Source organism: Paenibacillus sp. VT-400 (genome assembly GCF_001029205.1).
In the GTDB taxonomy this organism is placed as follows: domain Bacteria; phylum Bacillota; class Bacilli; order Paenibacillales; family Paenibacillaceae; genus Paenibacillus; species Paenibacillus amylolyticus.
In genome coordinates, this window is record NZ_LELF01000039.1 from 1 (window position 1) to 26,752 (window position 26,752).

Genomic DNA, 26,752 nt, shown 5'->3' on the forward strand with positions numbered 1-26,752 from the left:
GACCAGTACTAATCGGTCGAGGGCTTATCCAATAGCAAGTGATAATTCGCATGTTTCGTTTCGAATCTAGTTTTCAGAGAACGATCTCTGAAATGTAAGCTAAGCTATGCGTTTGGTGGCGATGGCGGAGGGGTTCCACACGTACCCATCCCGAACACGACCGTTAAGCCCTCTAGCGCCGATGGTACTTGGACCGCAGGGTCCTGGGAGAGTAGGATGCCGCCAAGCAATAGGAAGACACACTTGAATGATTTCGAGTGTGTCTTTTTGTTTTATCTAATCTGATCTATGAAAGAGGAACAGCTCACATTTGTTGGGCTTTTTCTTATTATTGTCCTCTCACTTAACTTACACGGTTGTAAGGCAATTGTAAGTTAGATCAATACAATCAATCTAGGGCCTCCTGTATACTAACCCTATCCATCGATGAGGTTGATTTTCAGGGGGAGTTGGCGTGAGGCTTATTGAAATTTTATTATTCTTCTCAAGTGTTTGTTTATTGGCATTTTTGTTCATTCCCAATCCACGTATACGAAGAATAGCTTTGCTCCTGACAAGCGGAGCAGGCTCCATTTTTTTAGTGATACATCTTCTTGTCGAAGGATACAGAATTCAGCTTTTATTTTTATACGGATTTACGATCCTGATGTTCATGTTTTCTCTTATAAAAGTTGTTCGAACGCAGAAAGGCGTGTGGCCAGTCTCCCGAATTCTTAGAGTGCTTAGTCCCCTTTTTATTGCAATTGGGCTGATCGCAACAGTCTGTTTCCACTATGTGTTTCCGGTTTTTGACCTTCCAGCACCAACTGGCAAGTTAAAAGTAGGCACACAAGTCTTTCATTTCGTCGATCCAAACCGGAAGGAGACATTCGGGAAATCAGAGACAGGCAAGAGAGAATTAATGGTTCAGGTATGGTATCCGGCTGAAGCTGGCAATGGGAAGTATACTCCATTTATCCCTAATCCCCGAATCTTATCTTATATGGCGGAGAGTTATGGCCTCCCCGGGTTTACTTTTCAACACCTGAAGTATGTACCCAGTCATGCATACTTTGCGACTGAAGTCTCTTCAGCTGAGGTCTCATACCCACTGGTTCTTGCAAATCCCGGCTTTGGTTCCTCCAGGTTTCTTCACACGTCACAAGCCGAAAATCTGGCGAGTCACGGATATATCGTGGCAGTGATCGACCACACCTATAATACATTTGCAACTGAGTTTCCGGACGGTCAAATCACGACCAATACAACCAGCGATTTGTTTTCACCCGAACATGATTACAGAACAGAAAGAGAAAAACGTGACGAGTTGGGAAAAGTGTTAACCGCCGATGTGGTGTTTGCGCTGGACCAATTCGAACTGATTCAATCGGGGAAAATTCCAAGTCAGCTAAAAGGGAGGGTGGATCTGGGTCATATCGGAGTGTTTGGTCATTCCATTGGAGGAGCGACGGCCTATGATGCTTCTTACGATCCACGAATAAAAGCTGGGATAGACCTTGATGGAGGACTTTATGGTCTGCATGACAAAGAGGGCCTGCGGAAGCCGATTTTGTTCATGAACTCGGAAAGTGGATACGAAAAATTAAAAATGTTGATCGATCACCGAGTTTACACGGACGCTGAACTTAAGCGTATGGGTAATACAAGAGAGTGGGTGGATCAAGAAAAGAAAGACAAACAGTTGGAGCTTGATCGGATGCGTAAAACAGTTGCCGCAGGGGGACAAGTTCTCTATATCGATAATGCGGAGCATTTAAATTTTGCAGACGTGCAGTTCATTTCTCCAATTTTCAAAATTCTGGGTATTACAGGCAAGATTGCGCCCGATAGAGCGAATTTCATTATTAATTCCTATATGCTGGATTTCTTTGATATGTATCTGAAAGAAAAGGGCGGAATTCTAATGAACGGACCCGATAGTCGGTTCCCGGAAGTGAAGTTCATAACCCCGTTATTATAATTATGGAATAGGTTGTCGATATTGCGACAACCTGTTTTTTTATGAGATTTTGTATTCGTTTCTTCAAACGTAGCTAGCAGAAATGTCAATCCCCCGTCCCCGTTATTGAGGTTCACCTTAACCTGTAATTTTTAATTCGACTGATGTAACCCTTTTATAAGGACAAAGTGTCTATAAAAAGCTCGTAAATAGGGTAATGGTTCAGAAACATCTCTTCACTCGCATAAAATTAATGCTGATTTCAAGTATAAATCGAGTAAATATTATAAAAAAATTAGTACCAAGTACTAAGACTTAGTGCTATAATAGTAAAAAACAAGTGAGGTGACTACCGGTATGAATCATCAATCAAAGGCAACCATCACGGCAATGGGGACATATGTACCGGATCGAATATTAACGAATGCTGATCTGGAGAAATTGGTCGAGACAAGTGACGAATGGATTGTACAGCGTACTGGTATGAGAGAACGGCGAATTGCAGCTGAAGATCAATTTGTATCTGACCTAGCTACGAAGGCTGTAGAAGATATGATACGTCGTTATGATGTAAGTGTAGAAGATGTGGATATGATCCTTGTGGCTACAAGTACACCTGAATATGCTTTCCCAAGTACAGCATCCAGAGTACAGGCTAATCTTAAGATCCCACACACAGGCGTACTCGATTTAAATGCTGCATGCGCAGGTTTTACCTACGGACTACAGCTAGCCGACAGTCTGGTGACCAGTGGAATGTACCGCAAAGTACTGGTTATTGGAGCAGAGACATTATCCAAAATTACGGATTACACAGACCGCACGACTTGTGTACTGTTTGGTGATGGAGCGGGGGCCTTCTTGGTGGAGAGATCATCGGGTGCTGAAGGTGACTTTATGGCAGCCATATCAGGTACACATGGAGAAGGCGGTGTACATCTCTATAAGAGTGGTCTGTCTTCGGAGATGAATGGTGTGCCTTTACAGGGCGAAGGTTGTTTAGTTCAGAATGGGCGAGAGATTTATAAGTGGGCTGTACGGACGATTCCAGAGCAATTGGGTAAACTTATAACGAAAGCTGAATTAAGCCCTGACCAGATTGACTGGTTTGTCCCGCATAGTGCCAACATGAGAATGATTGAAGCTGTTTGCGAACGTGGTCCGGTTCCTTTGGAACGTACTTTAACCAGTGTCGAGTATCGGGGGAACACATCTGCTGCTTCCATTCCGCTTGCTTTACAGCTTGCAGTGGATGAAGGGAAATTGAAAGAAGGACAGAACGTAGCTCTCTTTGGCTTTGGCGGTGGTCTGACGTACGCAGGTCTGGTGCTGAAATGGGGCGTGCCAGGCAACGTTCAGGAATGAGTAACATCCGACGGTATGCAACACAAAAATAAATAGAGAACATAAAAGAGACCACCCAAACTTCATGCTGTCATGAAGAAGGTGGTCTCTTTAGTGGGTTAACTCGTTTCAAAAAAGTGATATGATTGCATCTATTTTTTGTGTTAACCGGAATTGCTTAATCCCATAAATATTTTACGGCGTAAGCTTAGGTGCTTGGCGGTGATGTGTACCTTGTTCGTAGCTGTAAGCCAGCTTGATCAAGGTACCTTCATCAAAGGCACGACCCAGAAATTCCATACCTACTGGCAAACCATCAGTTGTGAAACCAGCAGGTACAGTAATCGCCGGGAAGCCGGAGAAAGGACTCAATCGGTTGTTACCACCAGAGTTTTGTCCTTCGCCAATAACACCAGCGGCTTGTGTGGACGTAGGGTAGATGATGGCATCCAGGTTATTATCTGCCATAACTTTCAGTAGGGACTCACGTGTAACTTGGGTACGTTTCAGGACGATGTCCTTGTATTCGGTAGTCTCCAACGTTTGGCGTGCATCCCGAGTCTTCATGGATTGCTCCTGAGATTTGTCGAACTCTCCGGAAGCGATGATCTCGGACAGACTGTGATATGGAGCGTCTGCACCCAATGAGTCCAGATAGTCATTCAACTGGAACTTGAATTCATATCCACTAAGGCTTGGATATTTATTGATCTCAGTCAAGTTCGGGATGGAGATGGGAACTGCGGTAGCGCCCAGTGTCTTCAATTCTTCCACAGCGGTGTTGATCACGTCAGCAACGGCTTTTTCTTCAGCTTTGGTACTTGGGATGAGTTCTGTGGCCACACCGATGCGTGCACCTTTCAGTCCGTTTACATCCAGGAAGTCTGTATAGCTGGAAGGGATTTTTCCAACCGCGTAAGCTGTAGCGACATCCTTTTTATCATATCCGGCTGTAGCATCCAACATGATTGTAGCGTCACTAACCGTACGAGCCATAGGTCCACCTACATCCTGTGTCAAAGCCAGTGGAATAATGCCTTCACGGCTGGACAGTCCGATGGTTGGGCGGATACCCACAAGGCTGTTGAAGCTGGATGGGATTCGGATCGAACCGCCAGTGTCTGTACCCATGCCGGCTGCAGCAAAGTTTGATGCAATGGCTGCGCCTGTTCCACCGCTTGAGCCACCTGGATAATGGTCCAGGGCGTAAGGGTTCAGTGTTTGTCCGCCTAATGAGCTGGATGTCGTGATGCCGAATGCGAATTCATGCAGGTTCGTTTTGCCCAAAATAATGGCGCCAGCTGCTTTGAGTTTCTTCACTTGTTCAGCATCGTGAGCAGGAATGGAATCTTTCAGACAGATACAGCCTGCGGTTGTCGGCATGTCATTGGTATCGAAATTGTCTTTCACCAGAATCGGAACGCCATGCAGAGGCCCGCGGGCACCTTGTGCTGCACGTTCTTCATCCAATTGCTCCGCAATTTGGAGTGCATCCGGGTTCAGGGTTAATACGGCGTTGATGCTTACACCTTGATCATCGTATTTTTCAATGCGGTCCAGATATTTTTGAACCAGTTCTTTTGATGTCAGTTTTCCTTGCGTCATTGCAGTCTGGAGATCCATGATGGTTGCTTCCTCCAGGACAAACGGTTTTATGTAGTTATAAATGCGGTCTTTCAGTATGGAGAGGTCATTCTCGGTAAGTACAGCGTTTGGAAGGAAGAGGGAATCGGTATAACCTTTCATTAGCCCTGCCGTATTCAATGCACCAACAGCACCTGCGAAAGTGGCTTCATCCGGGACATCTTTGAATGATACGGTAGTCGAATCCAGCTTGAGCCATTGTTGCAAGGCGACCGCAGCATCTTTACGTTGTACGGTTGTGCCGGAGAGCTTGTCCATGGTAAAAGGAACACCTGCAAGTGTAGCCGCTTCTTCCATAGCCTGAACAAATGCTACCGGAGTTGCTGGCGCTTTTCCTTTGGATACAGCTGCTACTGTTGTTTTACTCGTAGGCGTTGCCGTTGCGGCTGATGCCGAAGGTACCGTTTCTCCCCATGTTGTGGCAACAACAGCACCTGCCAGTAACAAAGCCCCACTTTTTTTCAATACAGATCCATGATAAGTCATGCATCCACGCTCCCTTCCTGTGTCTCATTGATGTGTGTAGCGATTCTGTTTCTATGCTTTTGACACATTGTATAGTTATGTCAGGTAATCTTACAATGTTTATATTTATCCAAAAAAACGTATACATCAATACTTTATAGTGTTAATACTTATTCATGCTTCTGTTTACATGTACTCATAAAAACTATTACATAATATAATGTTAATAAATATAACATCATTTTAATAAGTTTATTAAACATGAGGTTACAGGATGCGAGTAGTTAGGAAGTAGAGATGACAGAGCATACCTTTAGCGTGAAATGATATAATGAAAAGATAGGAATAGAAGAGACATAAGGTATTACAGAGAGGAAGAGATATGAAGTGAAGACATTGGTACTCGCAGAAAAACCATCTGTAGCACGCGAAATAGCCAGAGTTATGGGTGCGCGTGATAAACATAAAAGTTATATGGAAGGCCCGAAATATATCGTTACCTGGGCGCTTGGACATCTGGTTGGATTAGCTGAACCCGAGGATTACGACAAAAAGTATGCAACATGGAATCTGGAGGACCTGCCCATTCTGCCAGATCGTACGAAACTGAAAGTACTTAAAGAGACCAACCATCAATATAAAGCCGTGCAGCAGCTGATGAAGCGTCAGGATGTGGGTGAGCTTGTCATTGCGACGGATGCAGCACGTGAGGGAGAATTGCTGGCTCGTTGGATCATGCAGATGGCGGGGTGGAAAAAATCTTTTAAACGCCTGTGGATTTCATCCCAGACAGATAAGGCGATCAAAGACGGATTTGCTTCGCTGAAGCCAGGCAGTCAGTTCGACCGCCTCTATGAATCTGCACGTTGCCGGGCGGAGGCTGACTGGATGATCGGACTTAACGTGACCCGTGCATTAACCGTTCGTTTCAATGCCCAGTTGTCTGCTGGACGTGTACAAACTCCGACCTTGGGCATGATTATGGACAGGGAAAATGAAATTAACGGTTTCCGCTCGCAGGAGTATGAGACGTTAACGGCAGACATGGGAGGTTTTCAGGCTGTGTGGCGGGCAGCTGGAGGAGATTCACGAATTTTCGACCCTCAAGAAACACAAGAATTGAAGAAACGGGTAGATGGGCGCAAGGGCACGATTGCCCAAGTGAAGAAAAGCGAGAAGGTTGAGCCGCATCCACTGGCATATGATCTGACGGAACTACAACGGGATGCCAACCGGAAGTATGGTTTCTCTGCAAAGCAAACATCAAATGTCCTGCAACGTCTGTACGAACAGCATAAACTCGTCACGTACCCACGTACGGACAGTCGATACCTGACTTCGGACATGACAGCTACGTTGAAAGAACGGCTGGATAGTGTAGCCATTGGACCTTATGCGTCTTTGGCACGTCCTTTACTGCGCAAAAATCTGAATATGACCAAACGGATTGTGGATGACAGCAAAGTTACGGATCACCATGCGATTATCCCAACGGAGCAGACGGTGCTTCTGAATCAATTGAATCCAGAGGAACGCAAATTGTACGATCTGATCGTACGTCGTTTTATCAGCCTATTCTATCCGGCAGCGAAGTACGATTCGGTTGCGATCACGGTTCAGGTGGGGAATGACTCCTTCCATGTTAAAGGTACAACGGTGAAAGAAAGTGGATGGCGTGAAGTATACGGCGGCGATTACAGCGATGATGACGATGACCGTACTGATGATGCAGCAGACCATGAGCGTGCGCTTTTGCCAGATGTGCAGCAAGGGCAGTCCGTGACGGTTCAGCGTTGCCATATTAAAAGTGGACGGACGATGCCGCCCAAACGGTATACCGAAGCTGCTTTGCTTTCCCAGATGGAAAAGCATGGACTCGGCACTCCAGCTACACGTGCGGATATTATCGAGAAGCTGGTCAGTTCCGATACAATAGATCGTCAAGGCAACAGCATGCATCCAACCGGTAAAGGAAAACAGTTGATTGAACTGGCTGCCCCGCAGCTTCGTTCACCGGATCTGACTGCCCGCTGGGAAGCTGAACTGGAACGCATCGCTCGTGGGCAAGGGAAACCGGGGCCGTTTCTGGATAGTATTCGATCCATGGCGAAAGAGTTGGTGTCTACGGTAAAAGGCAGCAAAGCAGAGTACAAGCCGCATAATGTGTCCAATAGCCATTGCCCGGACTGTAACGCACGGTTGTTGGAGAAGAAAGGCAAGCGCGGCAAGTTTCTGGTATGTCCTACCGAGGACTGCGGGTATCGTCGTTCGGCAGAGAAGAGACTGTCCAACCGACGTTGTGCGCAGTGCCACAAAAAGATGGAAATCAAAGAAGGCAAGGCGGGGTTATACGTGCAATGTCTGCCTTGTGGTATTACAGAAACGTTGGATAAGGATAAACAGCATGTGAACAAACGCGATCAGCAAAAGCTGGTGAAACAATATGCGAAGCAGGAGTCCATTGGGTCTAACCTTGGAGATCTGCTGAAGGCGGCTATGGAGAAAAAGGGAGAGTAACACGCTTGAGGTAATTAAGGTAGTATCTCGTGCGGTACGAGCCATGCGAATGATGTACTCATTTACTCCAAAGGGACTGATTATAACTTTTCTCTACTCATCTATGTGAAGTCGTATAAGATCCTACGTTTTCAGGCAACGTAAGCCTAGGAGGTGATACCTACATGCCGCATAACAAACCAGAGAAGATCCATAACCAGCAAAACAAAGACAGTATTCGGGAAGAGAGTATCGCTGTGCGCCCGGACAAGGCAGCCAAAAGAGCACCAAGCCTGAACGGTATTCCAAAGCAGGAGTCCTAGGTTAGAGCGAGGTTAGCGTTATTACACAAAATTGCGGTTCCCTATCCGGTGCGTTGAACATGTCTCTGATGAGGACTATAATGGAGACAGGGAGATGTCCCGGGACAGGGGGATCGCTAGAATTATATGCAAACCGGACTTATATTGTGGTTTTTATTTATTAATGTAGTTGGTTATCTGGTGATGTCGGATGATAAGAGGCGTGCACAACAGCGTCGTGACCGTACACCCGAACGGACGTTATTCTTATTAGCATTTATAGGCGGTGCTTTGGGAGTCTGGATCGCGATGTATCGGAAAAGGCACAAGACTAAACATCCCAGCTTCACCATTGGCATTCCATTGTTGTTATTCTTGAATGCGGTAATCTATGGTTACTTTATTCAATGAACACATGGAACAAATGCGTAACCATTCAAACAAGACTTACGCTGAAGTGAAAGGTGTATCATTAATTCGTCTGATATGTAAATTCATTCGTATAAATGGTTCATTGTGGTTCCGGAACGTTTAAGGAGTTATATGGTTCTGTTAGTTTATTACATGTCAGACCGAAGCTTGCTTCGCGTGCTCTACATATAAAGGAAGGGACGGGATTCACATGTTATTTTCCAAAATATTAGTGGCTTATGATGGTTCCAAAGCTTCAAATAAAGCACTTGATCGTGCCATTGAGCTAGCTAAAGTGTCCCCAAATGCAGTACTGGATGTCATTCATGCTTTTGATTTCCCACGTGTATTCATCGGTGAGGGGTTGGCTCCATTGCCACCTTCACTTAATAATGACTATTACAATCTGGCCGTGCAGACGACGGATGAAGCGAAAGAACGAATTCAGGCTGCGGGTGTAACGGCCAATGTGGACCTGATTCAAGGAGCAGCTGCGGAAGTATTGCTTGATTTTGCCAAAGAAAATGATTCTGATATCATTATTATTGGTAGCCGCGGACTGGGTGGTATTCGGGAATTTGTCCTGGGTAGTGTCAGTCACAATGTGGTTCAGCATGCGCAGGTTCCAGTACTGATCGTAAAATAATGGATGAAGTGTGTACGCACTGAAAAGCAGGAAGCCGGTTGTCTTCGAGAGATTGAAGAGGAGCCGGCTTTCTTTTATGGGATGAAATGGTTGGTTAAACGAATTTAAAGAAGCAATTCCCGAACATTATATTTGTCAATATGTTAAATGTTCGTCTTTAAGTTGACATTAGCTGTAGGGGATTGTTAGAATGTTAGATGTGTCGATCAGGTAAGAATAAGGTCGAGTAGGAACGAAATGTGTAATAAGAGATTACTAAAATGAACGAAGATAGTTTGATAGATATTTGCTCGTATAACGCCGGGAATAGGGCCCGGAAGTATCTACCCGGGAACCGTAAATTTCCGGACTACGAGGAGATACGGCTGAGAGTCGCATGCAACCAGATGCGGACAGCAAGCCCCCTTTTGGCATGCCCAAATGAGGGATACGTATTTCTTGGAGTCCGGTGTCCGGAGAAAATGTGATGTTTTCGCGGGTAGCGGATTTTTTCATTTCACACGTAATAAGAGTTCCTTAATAGTCAGATGTAATCAAAAAAGCGCAGACGGGAGTTGGATGTATTCATGTCACTGCAAGTCGCTGTAATTATGGGCAGCAAGTCGGATTGGGAAACGATGAAACATGCGTGCGAGGTGCTGGACGAGCTGGAGATTGGGTATGAGAAAAAGGTGGTCTCCGCCCATCGTACACCGGATCTGATGTTTGAATACGCAGAGCAGGCGATTGATCGAGGATTTAAGGTGATCATTGCAGGGGCAGGCGGGGCAGCACATCTACCCGGTATGGTTGCCGCCAAAACGATGCTTCCAGTCATTGGCGTACCGGTTCAATCCAAAGCATTGAACGGTCTCGATTCCTTGTTGTCCATTGTTCAGATGCCTGGTGGTATTCCCGTCGCAACTGTGGCGATTGGCAAGGCAGGGGCAACGAATGCAGGATTGCTGGCAGCTCAAATGATCGGTGCTTTTGACCCGGATGTCCAACGTCGCTCTGAAGCTCGCCGAGAGCGCATCAAACAAGAAGTACTCGAAAGTAGTGAAGAACTATGAATAGAGCAGGGAACCAATCCGGTATAGCAGGAGAGCTAAAAAAAGTCCTGCTGCCCGGGAAAACAACCATCGGCATTCTTGGAGGCGGACAGCTCGGACGGATGATGACGCTCGAAGGAACGGCAATGGGTTATCGATTCGTTACTCTTGATCCCGCTGCGGATGCACCTTGTGGTCAAGTTGCTCGTCAGATTGAAGCTGGTTATGACGATGCCAAAGCTGCACTTGAACTGGCTCGGCAATGCGATGTCATTACGTATGAGTTTGAAAATGTAGATGCAGAAGTGGCTGGGCTGCTTGAACGTGAGTCTTACGTTCCGCAAGGAAGTGCGTTACTGTACACCACACAACATCGGTTGCGTGAAAAACGTGCGATCGAAGCCGCCGGAGTGAGAGTCGCGCCTTATCGGGAAATCACAAGTGCGGATACGATGCTTGCTGCTGTTAGCGAACTTGGAGTGCCCTGTGTACTGAAGACGGTGACTGGAGGCTACGATGGCAAAGGTCAACGGGTCATCCGGGAAGCAAGTCAGGCTGTTGCGGCATACGAAGAACTTGCAGCTACTGGTTCGGAACTGGTGTTGGAACAATTCATTAAGTTTGAATGCGAAATATCGGTCGTTGTAGCGCGTAGTACAAATGGGGAGATCAAGACGTTCCCGCCAGCGGAGAACATTCATGTGAATAACATTTTGCATGCTTCAATTGTACCGGCTAGAGTTGCCACAGACATCCAGATTGAAGCGCAAAAGCTGGCAGCAGCGGTGGCAGAATCGATGAAGGCTGTTGGGTTGCTGGCTGTGGAACTGTTTGTAGCGGCGGATGGAAGACTGTACGTCAACGAACTGGCACCAAGACCACATAATTCTGGTCACTATACGATGGAAGCTTGTGCGACTTCTCAGTTCGAACAACATATCCGTGCGATCTGCGGATTACCACTTGGGGACACTTCGTTATTGAGTCCGGTTGTTATGGTCAATGTGCTTGGAGAGCATCTGGAAGGCATTATCGCAAGAACAGGGCAGCCTGATGCGGAAGCGATAGAACTCGGTGTGATTCCCAAGCTTCATATATATGGTAAAACCGAAGCAAAAACAGGACGTAAGATGGGGCATGTGAATCTGCTCTGTCAGGATGTTGAAGAAGGATTGCAATGGATTGAACAAACTAACCTCTGGAGGAATACAAATTCATGATTGAACGTTATAGCAGACCCGAAATGAGAGCCATCTGGACCGAAGAGAACAAATTCCAATCGTGGCTTGAAGTTGAAATTTGTGCATGTGAGGCGTGGGCCGAACTGGGTGTAATCCCTAAGGAAGAAGCAGCATTGCTTCGTCAGAACGCATCTTTTGACATCGACCGCATCTATGAGATTGAACAGGAAACACGTCATGACGTTATCGCATTTACACGTACGGTATCTGAAAGTCTGGGTGCGGAGCGGAAATGGGTGCACTACGGACTGACTTCCACAGATGTCGTGGATACGGCTCTGGGTTATGTACTGCGTCAAGCAAATGAGATTCTGGAAAAGGATATCGTGAACTTCATTGAAATTCTTCGTGAAAAAGCACTGGCTTATCAGCACACACCTATGATGGGACGTACGCACGGTGTACATGCAGAGCCAACAACATTTGGACTGAAAATGGCATTGTGGCATGAAGAGATGAAACGGAACCTGGAGCGTTTCCGTCATGCAGCAGACAATGTACAATACGGCAAAATCTCAGGCGCAGTAGGAACGTACGCGAACATCGATCCGTTTGTTGAAGAGTTTGTCTGCGAGAAGTTGGGCACGAAACCTGCGCCAATCTCGACTCAAACATTGCAACGTGATCGTCACGCGGAGTATATGGCTACACTGGCGTTGATCGCAACGTCCCTGGACAAGTTTGCTACAGAGGTACGTGCACTGCAGAAGAGTGAATTCCGTGAAGTGGAAGAAGCTTTTGCAAAAGGTCAAAAAGGATCTTCTGCGATGCCACACAAACGTAACCCGATCGGTAGTGAAAACATCTCCGGTCTGTCCCGCGTCATTCGCGGACACATGGTATCCGCATACGAGAACGTAACGCTCTGGCATGAGCGCGACATCTCACATTCTTCCGTAGAACGTATCATTCTACCGGATGCAACGATGCTGCTGAACTACATGCTGAACCGTTTTGGTAACATCGTGAAGAACCTGACGGTATTCCCTGAAAACATGAAACGCAACATGGAGCGCACCTACGGGGTACCATTCTCCGGTCGCATCATGACAAAGCTGATCGACAAAGGTTTCAGCCGCGAGCAAGCATACGATACCGTTCAACCACGTGCGATGCAAGCATGGGAAGAACAACGCCAGTTCCAGGATATCGTGAAATCCACACCGGAAATCACGGAAGTGCTGAACGAAGAAGAAATCGCAGATGCATTCAACCCATCATGGCACCTGAAGCACGTTGACACCATCTTCAAAAAGCTCGGCTTGAACGACTAATATATTAAGGTTTTGAATTATTCTCTCTCTAAAAGTATAGGTTGATTATGTGTTCACGCTGGAACGGAGAAGGCAGAAAAAACCTGAAGAAGCAAAGCGCTCGCCTTTATCACCGGATTTCCCCCTTGAGAAAGGGATCAGAAAAATCCGGGGATAACAGCGATCGGAAGGTTATTCTGCATTCGGAGTGGCCCCGCGTGAAGAGGGGAATTGGACGTATACTTTACATCTCCTGAAAGAAGGTGAGCCCATGGCACTGTCCACTGCGGCAGATCTCGTTAAAGCACCTCTGTTATATAAAGGAAAAGTACGTGAATTGTACGATCTGGGTGAACATTTTCTAATCGTGGTTACCGACCGAATCTCGGCATTTGATTACGTGCTGGACCCGGCAGTTCCCGAGAAAGGAAACGTACTGAACAAACTAAGCAGCTTCTGGTTTGAACTGACAGGTGACATGATGGAGAACCACGTCGTTCATACCGATGTGAATCAACTGGGTGACCTTATCACAGACCCTGAATTGCTCAAAGACCGCATCATGGTAACACGCAAAGCTGAACGCATTGATATTGAGTGTGTTGTGCGTGGATACATCACGGGTGGGGGATGGAGACAATACGAGACGAGTGGTGAAGTGAATGGCATTAAACTGCCTGATGGACTTCGCAAAAACGCCAAGCTCGAAGTTCCCATTTTCACACCGGCAGCCAAAAACGATGTTGGTCACGATGAGGACATCCCAATGGATCGCATGAAAGAACTGGTGGGAGACGCACTCGCAGTTGAGCTTCAGGAAAAAAGCCTACGACTGTACGAATTCGCCCGTGATTACTGTGATCAGCGTGGCATCATCCTCGCAGACTGCAAATTCGAGTTTGGCATCGTGGATGGCAAGGTCATCCTGATTGACGAAATCTTCACCCCAGATGCTTCACGCTTCTGGGCCAAAGAGAATTATGAACTCGACATCGAGATCGACAGCATGGATAAAGAGCCAGTGCGAACCTATCTCGCCGGAACTGATTGGGACAAGAACAGCATACCCGATCCACTCCCACAAGAGGTAGTTGAAGCAACAACCGCAAGATACGTCGATATTTATAACCGTTTAACGAGATAATAAAGTTTAATGTTTGAGCGAGCTATGGGAAAGTTTGGCTTTTGATCGCTGTTGCCCCCGGAATGTTTTGATTGGAATCCTTTTTTCAAAAGGAAACATTCCGGTTGCAAAGGCGAGCACTTCGTTTCTCCAGCTCAAATCTTTCCCTCCGCCAGTGTTCAAACTGGTGGGTGAGGCAATTAAGAGCGGTGGCTTCCCACAGGTAGGGGAAGCCTGAAAAATTAAGAGAATTAAATTCACTAATTACTAAAGTAACTTAAAGACCATTCACCATTCACTGTTTTGAAGGAATGGTCAGTCTAGACCATTACACACCGTGCAACGTAAAAGGTTTAGGCCTTTAAAAAACGTCGCATGGACTAGCGGAGGGGCGGAATTGTTCTTAAAGGAGCGATAGCGTTCGCCTTTGTCCCCGGGTTTTGACCGCAGAGCGGGCCAAAACAATCCAAAAAACCTGGGGACAACAAGCGACCGGAAAGAACAATCCGCCCCGGAGCAAGCACCAAAAGCAACTTTTTTAACAGCGTAAAGCATTTATCCCGTTCATTACTGAGGAGGAACATAAGGATCATGATCAAAGCAACCGTATATGTCACTATTAAGCAAAGCGTACTCGACCCGCAAGGCGTAGCTGTTCAAGGAGCCCTGCATTCAATGGGATTCAACGAAGTGGAAAGTGTACGGATCGGTAAAGTCATGGAACTGAACCTGGATACAACAGATCGTGCGGAAGCGGAGAAACGTTTGAAAGTCATGTGTGAAAAGCTGCTGGCCAACACCGTTGTTGAAGATTACCGCTACGAATTGGAGGGTTAATCTCATGAAATTTGCAGTTCTTGTGTTCCCTGGCTCCAACTGCGACATCGACTGTTACAAGGCAGTGGAAGATGCGATTGGACAAGAGGTTGATTATGTATGGCACACGGCTACAGATCTTTCGGCTTATGATTGTATTTTAGTTCCGGGTGGTTTCTCTTATGGTGACTACTTGCGTTGCGGAGCGATTTCCCGCTTTGCACCGGTAATGAACGAGGTAGCGAAAGCTGCTGAACAAGGTAAATATATTTTGGGTATTTGCAACGGATTCCAGATCCTGACGGAAGCAGGCTTGCTTCCAGGTGCATTGATCCGCAACACTTCCCTAAAATTCCGTTGTCACGATACGGTATTAAAAGTGGCAAACGCAGATACACCATTTACACGGGACTACGCACCGGGCGAAGAGATTGTCATCCCGATTGCTCACGGTGAAGGCAACTATTATTGCGACGAGGAGACGCTAGCGAGTCTGCAAGCGAACAACCAGATCGTATTTACGTATGGTACCAACCCGAACGGTTCCTTGGGTGATATTGCAGGAGTATGTAACGAGGCTGGAAACGTGGTCGGCATGATGCCGCATCCAGAGCGTGCAGTGGATTCACTGTTTGGTTCGGAAGACGGCAAACGTATGTTTACATCTATTTTGAAAGCATGGAGGGATCGGCATGACGCAGCAGCTATCCGCTAAGGAACCAACAGCAGAACAGGTCGCAGAACATAAACTTTACGCACAAATGGGCGTATCTGACAGCGAGTATGAACTGATCTGTGAGTTCATGGGGCGTAAGCCAAACTACACGGAAATCGGTGTGTTCAGTGTAATGTGGTCCGAGCATTGTGCTTATAAAAACTCCAAGCCATTGCTGCGCCGTTTCCCAACCACTGGACCACGTGTCCTGATGGGACCTGGTGAAGGTGCCGGTATCGTGGATATCGGTGATAACCAGGCCGTTGTATTCAAAATTGAAAGCCATAACCATCCTTCCGCGGTTGAGCCATATCAAGGTGCGGCAACAGGTGTGGGAGGCATTATTCGTGATATTTTCTCCATGGGTGCAAGACCAGTAGCAATACTGAACTCCCTTCGTTTCGGTAAGCTGGAGAGCGATCGCGTTAAATATTTGTTCGAACATGTGGTAGCGGGTATTGCTGGATACGGTAACTGTATCGGTATTCCTACCGTTGGTGGCGAAGTGATGTTTGATGAGAGCTATGAAGGCAATCCGCTGGTTAACGCCATGTGTGTGGGTCTGATTGATCATGACAAGATTCAGCGCGGCGTAGCTAAAGGTGTAGGTAACCCGGTGTACTATGTGGGCCCGCCAACAGGCCGGGATGGTATTCATGGAGCAACCTTTGCATCGGTTGAACTGACGGAAGAATCCGAGTCCCAACGGACAGCGGTTCAGGTTGGTGATCCATTTATGGAGAAACTGGTGATGGAATCTTGTCTGGAATTGATCGACTCGGGCATCGTGCTCGGAATTCAGGATATGGGCGCTGCAGGTCTGACATGTTCGAGTGCAGAGATGGCAAGTAAAGCGGGTAACGGTCTGGAACTGTATCTGGATCAGGTGCCACAGCGTGAAGAAGGCATGACGCCTTACGAGATGATGTTGTCTGAGTCCCAAGAACGCATGTTGTTCGTCGTTGAGCCGAAGGATGAGGCGCAGGCGATGGAAATCTTTGAACGTTGGGGCGTAATCTGTGCCAAAGTTGGTAAAGTAACGGATGATGGTCGTCTGAAATTGATCCACCACGGCGAAGTGGTCGGAGATATGCCGGTAACGGCTTTGGTTGACGAATGTCCAGTGTATGACAAACCTTCTTCTGTACCTGTCTACTACGAGCAAAGTGCTTCCATCGACACGCTTCGTTATGACGAAGTGTCGGATCTCGGCGGAGCACTGAAACAAGTGCTGGCATCACCAACAGTAGCAAGTAAAAAATGGATTTATGATCAATACGACTACATGGTGCGTACAAGCACTGCCGTTCGCCCAGGTTCGGATGCAGCCGTAGTTACGATTCGTGGCACACGCAAAGGTCTCGCGATGACAACGGACTGTAATGGACGTTATGTGTACCTTGATCCTGAAGTTGGTGGACGGATTGCCGTAAGTGAAGCAGCGCGTAACATTGTATGTTCCGGTGCTGAGCCGCTGGCGATTACGGACAACCTGAACTTCGGTAACCCGGAGAAACCGGATATTTTCTGGCAAATGGAGAAAGCGGTAGACGGTATGGCGGAAGCTTGTCGTGTGCTGGATACACCGGTCATCGGTGGTAACGTAAGTCTGTATAACGAAAACGCCAAAGGCTCCATCTATCCAACGCCAGTTGTCGGTATGGTAGGTCTCGTTCATGATACGGATCATATCACGACACAAGCATTCAAATCCGAAGGTGATGTTATCATCCTCCTCGGTGAGACAAAAGCTGAACTGGGTGGCAGCGAGCTGCAATACGCGGTTCATGGTCAAACGGAAGGCCGTCCGCCAGAGCTGAATTTGCAAACGGAAAAAGCGTTGCTCAGCACGGTGCTGGAAGCTATTCAATCCGGTCTCGTTCGCTCGGCACATGACTTGTCTGAAGGCGGATTGGCTGTTGCACTCGCAGAGTCTTGCATCAGCGGTAACGTAGGAGCACAGGTGAACGTGGAGACGACATTGCGTGGAGATCACGCTCTGTTCAGTGAGAGCCAATCCCGTATCTTGTTGTCGGCTACGCCTGAGCAAGCGGGTAAACTTGAAGCATTTGTACGTGAGCGTGGTGTACCTGTAGCTGTGATTGGACGTGTAGAAGGAAGTAACCTGACGATTGAATTGAACGGAACATCAGCCGTGAGCGAACCTGTAGGAGGTTTGGCTCAGGTCTGGGAGGATGCGATTCCATGTCTCATGAACTGACGACAGGACCGTTGTGGACAGGCGATTATTATAATGAAGGGTCCGGCAAGGAAGGACTCGACAAATTGAAGGAAGAATGCGGCGTGTTCGGGGTGTTCAGACATCCTGACGCGGCTTCGCTCTCCTATTATGGACTGCATGCGCTGCAACATCGGGGCGAAGAAAGTGCAGGCATGTGTGTGAGTGATGGCAGTCAGTTTAACTATCATCGCGGCATGGGTCTGGTGAAGGAAGTGTTCACCAAAGACCTGATGCAGACGTTGACCGGGGATATTTCCATTGGACATGTCCGTTATTCAACAAGTGGTGACAGTAAATTGACGAACGCACAGCCTCTGGTATTCAAATACCGTGATGGCGATTTGGCGGTAGCGACCAACGGAAACATTGTGAATGCACCAACGATCCGGCGCGAGCTGGAGCAGAGCGGTTCCATTTTCCAAACAACGAGTGATACTGAAGTTATTGCGCATCTAATTGCACGATCCTCCAAAGGGCTTGTGGAAGCGGCAAAAGAGGCGTTCCAGCGTATTGTGGGTGGTTATGCATTTCTGATCATGACCAACGACAAGTTGCTGGTTGCTTCCGATCCGCACGGACTTCGTCCGCTGACGATGGGTAAGCTGGGAGATGCATATCTGTTTGCATCTGAGACGTGTGCACTGGAAACAATCGGCGCAGAGTTAATCCGTGACATTGAACCGGGTGAACTGCTTGTGCTGGATGCAGATGGTCTACACGAGGATCGCTTTGATCATCACAAACACCGCAAGGCATTATGCGCGATGGAATATATTTATTTTGCTCGTCCGGATAGTGATATGAATGGTACGAACCAGCATGCGGCCCGTAAACGGATGGGAAGCCGGATGGCGATTGAGTCGTTTGTGGATGCGGACTTGGTTACGGGGGTACCAGATTCCAGCATCTCGGCAGCAATTGGATACGCTGAACAGACAGGTATTCCGTATGAGATGGGTATGATCAAGAACAAATACACCGGACGTACGTTTATCCAGCCAAGCCAGGAATTGCGGGAGCAGGGCGTGAAGATGAAGCTGAGCGCTGTGCGTCGCGTTGTGGAAGGCAAACGTGTGGTCATGATTGACGACTCCATCGTACGGGGAACAACTTCCCGACGGATCGTGAACATGCTGCGTGATGCAGGAGCAACGGAAGTACATGTACGGATTACATCACCACCTTTCAAAAACCCGTGTTTCTACGGTATTGATACGCCTGACAGCCGTGAATTAATTGCTTCACAGTTGTCGGTGGAAGAAATCTGCCGTGAAATTAATGCGGACTCCCTGGAGTTCCTCAGTCCCGATGGACTGATTGCATCGATTCAGGGAGATAATCAGGATGATCCTAAAGGCGGACTATGTCTGGCATGTTTTGATCATGATTACCCAACCCGCCTCGATTTTGGCGGCGAGGAAAAATTCGGCTGCAGCTGTTAGCCCTCAAGCCCCGCTTTGCGGAGCAACAGGGGCCAGGCAGCCAGGCGAAGCAGCTGCCCCCGGGCCAAGCCCGAGCCCTTAGCCCCGCCTTGCGGAGCAACAGGGGCTAGGCAGCCAGGCGAAGCAGCTGCCCCGGGCCAAGCCCGCGCCCTTAAGCCCCGCCTTGCGGAGCAACAGGGGCTCAGGCAGCCAGGCGAAGCAGCTGCCCCCGGGCCAAGCCCGCGCCCTTAAGCCCCGCCTTGCGGAGCAACAGGGGCTAGGCAGCCGAGCGAAGCAGCTGCCCCCGGGCCAAGCCCGAGCCCTTAAGCCCCGCCTTGCGGAGCAACAGGGGCCAGGCAGCCGAGCGAAGCAGCTGCCCAGCGGGCTTGCCCGCAGCGTAGCTGAGCGGGGTTCGCCGACCGATGGCTTGCAGCCAACGGAATCGGCGAACAATCCCGCGAGATCACGCACGAACCAACCATAGCAAGATCACACCAGCCACCTCTGCACCGCTTTTTTGGCGGGTGTCCAGAGGGCCTGCCAAGGTCCTATGGGGTCCTCCCGGGCGGGAGGATTTAGGTGGGGCGAAAAAAAAGGAGATGATTCCACTTGTCCGAAGCATATAAAAAGGCCGGCGTTGATATCGCGGCAGGTAATGAAGCGGTTGAACGGATGAAAAAACACGTGAAGCGTACCTTCCGTCCGGAAGTGATGACAGATCTGGGTGGATTCGGTGCCCTGTTCGGTTTGAACAAAGATAAATACGATGAGCCAGTGCTTGTATCTGGTACGGATGGCGTAGGCACCAAGCTGAAAATTGCATTTGCCATGGACCGTCACGATACCATCGGAATTGACGCGGTAGCGATGTGTGTGAACGACATTGTGGTACAGGGTGCAGAACCACTCTTCTTCCTTGACTATCTGGCATGTGACAAAGTCATTCCTGAGAAGATTGAAGCTATTGTTGCGGGAATCGCTGAAGGCTGTCATCAGTCGGGATGTGCGCTGATCGGTGGCGAGACGGCGGAAATGCCGGGCATGTACAGTGAAGGCGAATATGATATTGCCGGATTCACGGTAGGCATCGTGGACAAAGCAAAGATCATCAACGGTACAACCATCGCCCCTGGCGACACAGTGATTGGCCTGGCTTCCAGCGGTGTGCATAGTAACGGATTCTCGCTGGTACGCAGACTTTTGTTGGAAGATGCGGGTCTTGATCTGCATGATGAAGTAGCGGAACTGGGCGGTAAGCTGGGTGATTCTCTGCTGGAACCTACAAAGATCTATGTTAAACCTCTGTTGTCCCTGCTGAAAAAGGTCAAAGTAAAAGGCATGGCACACATTACAGGTGGCGGCTTCATCGAGAATATCCCACGTATGTTGCCTAGCAACGTGAATGTGGATATTGACTACGGATCTTGGCCGATCCTGCCAATCTTCAACCTGTTACAGGAAAAGGGTGCTGTCTCGAACCGTGACATGTTCACCACATTTAACATGGGTGTCGGTCTTGTACTGGTCGTTAATGAAGCAGATGCATCGGAAGCGCTGCAACAACTGAAAGCATCTGGCGAAGAAGCGTACATCATTGGCCGTGTTACTGAAGGAGATGCGCGAGTAACCTTCACGGGAGCGGATGTTTAATGGCGAACTACCGCATAGCTGTATTTGCCTCGGGTGAAGGGTCTAACTTTCAGTCATTGGTTGATGCAGTACGAAACGGTGGGCTGAATGCATCCGTAGATCTGCTCGTGTGTGATAAACCGTCTGCACGCGTTGTGCAGCGGGCACAGGATGCAGGCGTGGATTGTCATCTGTTTACTCCGAAAAATTATGCTTCCCGTGAAGCCTATGAGGCAGAGATCGTGGAAGTACTTGAATCCAAAAAGATCGACTTGGTCGTTCTTGCGGGATATATGAGATTGCTGACTTCCGTTGTGGTGGATCGTTACGCAGGGCGGTTGATTAACATTCATCCGTCCTTGCTACCGGCATTTGCAGGTAAGGATGCGATTGGACAGGCATTGGAATACGGTGTGAAAGTTACGGGTGTGACCGTGCATTTTGTGGACGGAGGCATGGATACCGGACCGATTATTGCCCAGCATCCGGTTCCCATTTTGCCAGAGGATACGCCTGAGTCAATCAGCCGTTCCATCCATGCAGCTGAACAGCAGTTATACCCTGAAGTTGTTTCCTGGTTCGCGCAAGGTCTGGTTCAATTAGACGGACGTCACGTGACTGTTAACAAACCGGTTTGATATAAGTTGAATTTTTTTACACATTAACGGAGAGGACAGAAAAAACCTGAAAAAGCGAAGCGTTCGCCTTTATCACCGGATTTTCCCTTTAAGAAAAGGGAATCAAAAAATCTGGGGATAACAGCGATTGGAAGGTTGTTCTGTCATCGGAGTGTCCCGTGTAAACATCTTGGTTCAACTTCTATAACAGAAGTCGAATATTGGTACGCATTTTGTGATATTTCTCGGGAAATAAATCGGCTGTGTTTCGTCATGAAACGCGAAGCCATGGGACATTAAAGGAGGAGCATATTGTGAGTATCAAAAGAGCGCTGGTTAGCGTATCGGATAAAACGGGCATCGTGGACTTTTGCCGCGAGCTGTCGCAAATGGGTGTGGAGATTATTTCGACAGGAGGTACAAGCAGCCTGTTGTCGAAGGAAGGCGTACCTGTCATCGGAATTTCGGATGTGACCGGATTCCCCGAAATCATGGACGGACGTGTCAAAACATTACATCCGGCAGTTCATAGTGGGTTGTTGGCTGTGCGTGATAACGAAGAGCACACACGCCAGATGGAAGAACTCGGTCTCGGCTATATCGATCTGGTTGTCGTGAACCTGTATCCATTCCAAGAGACTATTGCGAAACCGGACGTAGCATACGAAGATGCCATCGAGAACATCGATATTGGCGGTCCAACGATGCTTCGCTCGGCAGCCAAAAACCATGCCTTTGTCAGTGTCGTTGTAGACGCATCTGATTACAGCCAAGTGCTGGAGGAAGTGCGCAACGATGGAGATACCACTCTCGAAACTCGCAAACGGCTTGCGGCAAAAGTGTTCCGTCATACGGCGGCTTACGATGCACTCATCTCCGACTACCTGTCCAACGTAAATGGCGATCCACTGCCAGAGCGTCTAACGGTTACTTACGAAAAACTCCAAGATTTGCGTTACGGCGAAAATCCACACCAGCAGGCGGCATTCTACCGCAAACCGCTGGCTGCTCAAGATACGTTGACAACAGCCGAGCAATTGCACGGCAAAGAGTTGTCTTATAATAACATCAACGATGCGAACGCAGCATTGCAGATTGTCAAAGAATTTGAAGAACCAGCCGTTGTCGCGGTTAAACATATGAACCCATGTGGCGTGGGCATTGGCGCAAGTATCTATGAAGCTTACAGCAAGGCATATGCTGCGGATCCAACGTCTATCTTTGGTGGCATTGTGGCAGCGAACCGCATTATCGACAGCGACACAGCAGGCAAATTGAGCGAGATTTTCCTGGAAATCGTACTTGCTCCTGACTTTACACAAGAGGCTCTCGATATCCTGACGAAGAAGAAAAACATTCGTTTGCTCAAAACGGGTGAACTGAATGCTGCTCGTAAACGGGAGAGCCAATTCGTGGTAACGTCCATCGACGGTGGTATGATCGTGCAACAGTCCGATGTACACTCCATCGAAGCGAGCGAGCTGAACGTGGTAACCGATCGTGCGCCATCGGAAGAAGAACTGAAACAGCTGTTGTTTGGCTGGAAAGTAGTTAAACATGTGAAATCCAACGCTATTGTGCTTGCTGTGAATGACATGACAGTGGGTGTGGGCGCTGGACAAATGAATCGTGTGGGTGCAGCCAAAATTGCGATTGAGCAAGCGGGCGAGCAAGCAAAAGGTGCTATTCTGGCATCCGATGCGTTCTTCCCAATGGGTGATACACTTGAACTGGCAGCAAAAGCCGGAATTACAGCAGTGATCCAACCTGGTGGTTCGATCAAAGATGAAGAATCCATCAAAGTAGCCAATGAATACGGAATTGCCATGGTCTTCACAGGCGTTCGTCACTTCAAACACTAGAACGAAAAATGTTTAATAAGGGGTGTCGCCTGTCATGCTAATGACTTATGGTACACCCCCTCTTTTTTAGGTTTTTCAACACGCAATAGCGTAACAAATTCAGTTATGCACGGAGGGGAACAGAACGAATGGATATTCTGGTAGTAGGCGGCGGTGGCCGGGAACATGCAATCATCTGGGCACTGGCAAAGAGTCCAAAGGTAGACAAGATTCACTGTGCACCGGGAAATGCAGGTATTGCTCAGCTGGCTGAGTGTCATGCCATTGCGGTAAATGAATTCGATAAACTAACGGCTCTTGCTGTAGAGCTTAAAGTGGGATTGGTGGTTATTGGTCCGGATGATCCGCTTGCGGATGGGATCGTGGATGCATTTGATTCGACAGGTATTCCGGTATTTGGACCTCGTCGTAATGCAGCAGAGATCGAGGGAAGTAAAACGTTCATGAAGGATCTGCTGCACAAATACAACATTCCAACCGCAGCCTATGAAAAATTCGACAACTACGAACAAGCTCAAGCATACCTGAATGAGCAAGCAATCCCGGTTGTCATCAAGGCAGATGGATTGGCTGCGGGCAAAGGTGTGACGGTAGCTTATTCTCGTGATGAGGCTGATCAGGCACTTCGGAGTATCATGGTGGACAAAGTATTTGGTGAAGCAGGAGCCAAAGTGATTATCGAGGAATTCCTCGCAGGACAGGAAATGTCGATTCTGGCTTTTGTCGATGGGGAGACGGTTCGCCCAATGGCCGCAGCACAGGATCACAAACCTGTATTCGACAATGATCAGGGGCCAAACACAGGCGGTATGGGTACATACTCACCTTTGCCACATATCCCTGCTTCTATTATTGAGGAAGCCGTGGAGACGATCATCAAACCAACTGCCAAAGCGATGGTTTCCGAGGGACGCCCATTCCAGGGTGTATTGTTTGCCGGGCTGATGATTTCACCAGATGGTAAACCAAAAACGATTGAGTTCAACGCACGTTTTGGTGATCCCGAAACACAGGTTGTTTTGCCACGTTTGAAGAGCGACTTGTTCGATATTTTCTGGGCAACCGTTCATGGCAAGCTGGCTGACATTGAGATTGAATGGAGCGATGAAGCTGCTGTATGTGTGGTACTTGCTTCAGGAGGTTATCCGGGTCCTTATGCCAAAGGTGTAGTCATTGAAGGACTGGATCAAGTGGATGATGCCGTGGTATTCCACGCAGGTACAGCGCGTAGTGAAGCGGGAGACTGGGTTACGAATGGTGGACGGATTCTGGGTGTAGTTGGCCTTGGTGCGGATATTGCCGAAGCTAGAAACAAAGCTTATGAACAGGCGGAGCGTATCCATTTTGATGGTAAACATCAGCGGACGGATATTGCTGCCAAAGCACTCGTATAGAATAAATATAAGAGCCCGTAGAGATGTATACCGGAAAGGTATTTGCATCTTGCGGGCTCTTTGCTACGTATATAGATGTATCTTGTGCATACGGACGGACTTGTTTTATACGGGAAAGAATATGGGGAAGATTCAAAACGGGATTAAATCAGGGAGATCACGCATGTTTAATGCCCTAAAGTAAGGGGTAGTATTTTTATAAATTGGACTATACTAAACATGTGAAGATTATCACATTGTGAGGTAATATCAATCATATTATATAAAGTATGTAACATACATAGAGACTAATTTGTGAACATTATACTGTAAGCTTGTGGCAAACCATAACGTGCAACTGGATGGTTGAGCGGGAAACATGGTATACTTTTCGGAAACAGGAATGAGTACGAGGGGAGGTGGATATCTATTGGGTAGGCGATATTGTAAATTGTCCAAATGGCGAATCTAGGTGGAGTTAAGCGAGGAACAATTGACAGCATGAGGGGTAACCCGATTTGAATGAAGAAGTTTCTGCAAGTCATTGACTTCATCTTGAATTCCTGTTTTGTAATTTTACAAGGTCAAACGTAAGACTTATACAAAAGATATCATTGAAATCAATTTTATATAAGGCAGACGTCGTGTTGAAAGACTAACAGTTGATGAATGGTTAACACAGTTAACGTATCACGCTGTAACTATCTCTGGAGGTGAATCCCTGAGAACCGGGGAAATCATTGGACATAATTACCATATTGAATATCGTTTTACTTATTATCTTGATTGCATTGACTGCATTTTTCGTAGCATCGGAATTTGCTGTAGTCAAAATTCGTACATCAAGAGTGGATCAACTGGTCGCGGAGGGCAATAAAAAGGCCGTATTGGCTAAAAAAGTTGTCTCGGACCTAGATTATTATCTGTCAGCCTGTCAGCTCGGTATTACGGTCACTGCACTGGGACTGGGAGCGCTCGGAAAACCGACGGTTGAGAGATTGTTATATCCGGTATTCAATTATTTAGATGTACCTGCTTCAATCTCGTCGATTGCTTCCTATGCGATCGCCTTTATCCTCGTCACGTTTTTGCACGTGGTTGTTGGTGAGATGGCACCGAAAACGTTGGCGATTCAATTCTCAGAAAAACTGACATTAATGCTCGCCCCATCGCTATACTGGTTTGGTAAAATCATGTATCCGTTCATCTGGGCGCTTAATGGAACTTCACGTGTTCTTCTGCGAGGATTCGGTGTGAAGCCTGCCAAACATGATCAGGCCTACTCGGAGGATGAGATCAAAATCATCATGAACCAGAGTTACGAAGGTGACGAGAACAACAAGACCAAGCTTTCGTATCTGGAAAATGTATTTGTGTTCGACGAACGTGATGCCAAAGACATCATGGTGCCACGTACGGAACTGGTGACATTAGATCAGGATATGACCTATGACGATATTATTCCTATATTGGATGAACATAACTATTCACGTTACCCTGTCATCGAGGATGGGGACAAGGACCGCATTATCGGCGTTGTGAATGTGAAAAAGATTTTGCCTGACATGGTAGCTGCAAGATCATATCAACTAAGCGAGTTCGTTCGTGAGATCCCATTTGTTTCCGAAGTTACAAGTATCCAGGATGCGATGATTAAAATGCAGCAGGAACGTGTACACATGGCCGTGGTCGTGGATGAATACGGGGGTACCTCGGGTATCATTACGATGGAGGATATTCTGGAGGAACTTGTCGGTGAGATTCGCGATGAATTCGATGCCGATGAGGTGGCCGATATTCAGGAGACCGGAGAGAATCAATATCTCATTAATGGTCGGGTACTTTTGGATGAAGTGGAGCGGCAGTTCGGACTTAGCTTTGAAGGAAATGAAGAGATGGACACCGTTGCCGGATGGATTCAGTACCAGAAGGGTGTAGGTGTGGAAAAAGGAGACACGGTAGAACACGGCGATTATGTCTGGACCGTTGTGGATACCGAAAACTATCACATCAAACAAGTTCTTCTGGAACGAGTGAGCGGCGCACAGGTTGAGGAAGCTACTAGCGACCTGGTTTGATCTTGGTTGGTTCGATCATGACTGTAATCTAGGGTTTGACTGCCTATTTGGCTACTGCCCTCAGAATTTAAAACGTTTTGGCAACGTAACAGTGTAGGGGACGG

The 26,752-nt window shown here is 47.7% G+C and carries 20 protein-coding genes, 1 rRNA gene and 1 riboswitch; of the genes, 20 read left to right on the forward strand and 1 reads right to left on the reverse strand.

Annotation, left to right across the window (positions count from 1 at the left end; translation table 11 throughout):
- Positions 1-111 precede the first annotated feature (111 nt).
- From rrf to EL84_RS01800, 3 genes are all read left to right on the forward strand, one after another.
- Positions 112-228, forward strand: a 5S ribosomal RNA gene (gene rrf / locus EL84_RS01790).
- 226 nt (positions 229-454) lie between these two features.
- Positions 455-1,960 carry an alpha/beta hydrolase family protein gene (locus tag EL84_RS01795; protein WP_047840484.1) on the forward strand — a complete coding sequence of 502 codons (1,506 nt, stop codon included), beginning with the start codon at positions 455-457 and terminating at the stop codon, positions 1,958-1,960.
- A 336-nt stretch (positions 1,961-2,296) separates the two neighbouring features.
- The gene (locus tag EL84_RS01800) at positions 2,297-3,304 is read left to right on the forward strand and encodes a ketoacyl-ACP synthase III (protein ID WP_047840485.1); all 1,008 of its coding nucleotides are present in this window, start codon (positions 2,297-2,299) and stop codon (positions 3,302-3,304) included.
- A 174-nt stretch (positions 3,305-3,478) separates the two neighbouring features.
- Here the strand turns inward: EL84_RS01800 and EL84_RS01805 are convergent, their stop codons facing one another.
- Positions 3,479-5,413, reverse strand: a complete 1,935-nt coding sequence (locus EL84_RS01805) for an amidase family protein (RefSeq protein WP_047840486.1) — start codon at positions 5,411-5,413, stop codon at positions 3,479-3,481.
- Positions 5,414-5,779: 366 nt separating this feature from the next.
- Here EL84_RS01805 and EL84_RS01810 point away from each other — a divergent pair, with 366 nt between their 5' ends.
- The 17 genes from EL84_RS01810 to EL84_RS01890 all read left to right on the forward strand — a co-directional run bounded on the left by EL84_RS01810 (position 5,780) and on the right by EL84_RS01890 (position 26,648).
- Positions 5,780-7,909 carry a DNA topoisomerase III gene (locus EL84_RS01810; RefSeq protein ID WP_047840487.1) on the forward strand — a complete coding sequence of 710 codons (2,130 nt, stop codon included), beginning with the start codon at positions 5,780-5,782 and terminating at the stop codon, positions 7,907-7,909.
- Between the two features lie 164 nt (positions 7,910-8,073).
- Entirely contained in the window at positions 8,074-8,211 is a 138-nt protein-coding gene (locus EL84_RS32205) for a hypothetical protein (RefSeq protein WP_017690703.1), read from the forward strand.
- Between the two features lie 126 nt (positions 8,212-8,337).
- Entirely contained in the window at positions 8,338-8,601 is a 264-nt protein-coding gene (locus EL84_RS01815) for a DUF1294 domain-containing protein (protein ID WP_017690702.1), read from the forward strand.
- Between the two features lie 211 nt (positions 8,602-8,812).
- Positions 8,813-9,247 (forward strand): universal stress protein, encoded by a 435-nt coding sequence (locus EL84_RS01820; protein ID WP_047840488.1) that lies wholly within the window; start codon positions 8,813-8,815, stop codon positions 9,245-9,247.
- A gap of 270 nt (positions 9,248-9,517) precedes the next feature.
- Positions 9,518-9,619: riboswitch (purine riboswitch) on the forward strand.
- Between the two features lie 194 nt (positions 9,620-9,813).
- The gene (purE, locus tag EL84_RS01830) at positions 9,814-10,299 is read left to right on the forward strand and encodes a 5-(carboxyamino)imidazole ribonucleotide mutase (RefSeq protein ID WP_017690699.1); all 486 of its coding nucleotides are present in this window, start codon (positions 9,814-9,816) and stop codon (positions 10,297-10,299) included.
- Positions 10,296-11,498, forward strand: coding sequence for a 5-(carboxyamino)imidazole ribonucleotide synthase (gene purK / locus EL84_RS01835; RefSeq protein WP_047840490.1), 1,203 nt, complete (start codon positions 10,296-10,298; stop codon positions 11,496-11,498). Before purE ends, purK begins: the two co-directional genes overlap by 4 nt.
- Positions 11,495-12,793, forward strand: coding sequence for an adenylosuccinate lyase (purB, locus tag EL84_RS01840; protein WP_047840491.1), 1,299 nt, complete (start codon positions 11,495-11,497; stop codon positions 12,791-12,793). The genes purK and purB overlap by 4 nt, the downstream gene beginning before the upstream one ends.
- 250 nt (positions 12,794-13,043) lie before the next feature.
- A complete protein-coding gene (locus tag EL84_RS01845; RefSeq protein WP_047840492.1) occupies positions 13,044-13,916 on the forward strand; it encodes a phosphoribosylaminoimidazolesuccinocarboxamide synthase in 873 nt (290 codons plus the stop codon).
- A 570-nt stretch (positions 13,917-14,486) separates the two neighbouring features.
- A complete protein-coding gene (purS, locus tag EL84_RS01850) occupies positions 14,487-14,732 on the forward strand; it encodes a phosphoribosylformylglycinamidine synthase subunit PurS (protein ID WP_017690695.1) in 246 nt (81 codons plus the stop codon).
- Between the two features lie 4 nt (positions 14,733-14,736).
- On the forward strand, positions 14,737-15,426 hold the full coding sequence (purQ, locus tag EL84_RS01855) for a phosphoribosylformylglycinamidine synthase subunit PurQ (protein ID WP_047840493.1): 690 nt from the start codon (positions 14,737-14,739) through the stop codon (positions 15,424-15,426).
- The gene (gene purL / locus EL84_RS01860; protein WP_047840494.1) at positions 15,404-17,647 is read left to right on the forward strand and encodes a phosphoribosylformylglycinamidine synthase subunit PurL; all 2,244 of its coding nucleotides are present in this window, start codon (positions 15,404-15,406) and stop codon (positions 17,645-17,647) included. Before purQ ends, purL begins: the two co-directional genes overlap by 23 nt.
- Positions 17,632-19,110 carry an amidophosphoribosyltransferase gene (purF, locus tag EL84_RS01865; RefSeq protein WP_036606069.1) on the forward strand — a complete coding sequence of 493 codons (1,479 nt, stop codon included), beginning with the start codon at positions 17,632-17,634 and terminating at the stop codon, positions 19,108-19,110. Before purL ends, purF begins: the two co-directional genes overlap by 16 nt.
- 588 nt (positions 19,111-19,698) lie before the next feature.
- Positions 19,699-20,739, forward strand: a complete 1,041-nt coding sequence (gene purM / locus EL84_RS01870) for a phosphoribosylformylglycinamidine cyclo-ligase (protein ID WP_047840495.1) — start codon at positions 19,699-19,701, stop codon at positions 20,737-20,739.
- The gene (purN, locus tag EL84_RS01875) at positions 20,739-21,356 is read left to right on the forward strand and encodes a phosphoribosylglycinamide formyltransferase (protein ID WP_047840496.1); all 618 of its coding nucleotides are present in this window, start codon (positions 20,739-20,741) and stop codon (positions 21,354-21,356) included. The genes purM and purN overlap by 1 nt, the downstream gene beginning before the upstream one ends.
- A 293-nt stretch (positions 21,357-21,649) precedes the next feature.
- The gene (purH, locus tag EL84_RS01880; RefSeq protein ID WP_047840497.1) at positions 21,650-23,197 is read left to right on the forward strand and encodes a bifunctional phosphoribosylaminoimidazolecarboxamide formyltransferase/IMP cyclohydrolase; all 1,548 of its coding nucleotides are present in this window, start codon (positions 21,650-21,652) and stop codon (positions 23,195-23,197) included.
- A 128-nt stretch (positions 23,198-23,325) separates the two neighbouring features.
- Positions 23,326-24,591: a phosphoribosylamine--glycine ligase gene (gene purD, locus EL84_RS01885; RefSeq protein WP_047840498.1), complete on the forward strand. Its 1,266-nt coding sequence runs from the start codon at positions 23,326-23,328 to the stop codon at positions 24,589-24,591.
- 719 nt (positions 24,592-25,310) lie between these two features.
- A complete protein-coding gene (locus tag EL84_RS01890) occupies positions 25,311-26,648 on the forward strand; it encodes a hemolysin family protein (RefSeq protein ID WP_047840499.1) in 1,338 nt (445 codons plus the stop codon).
- Positions 26,649-26,752: the final 104 nt, after the last annotated feature.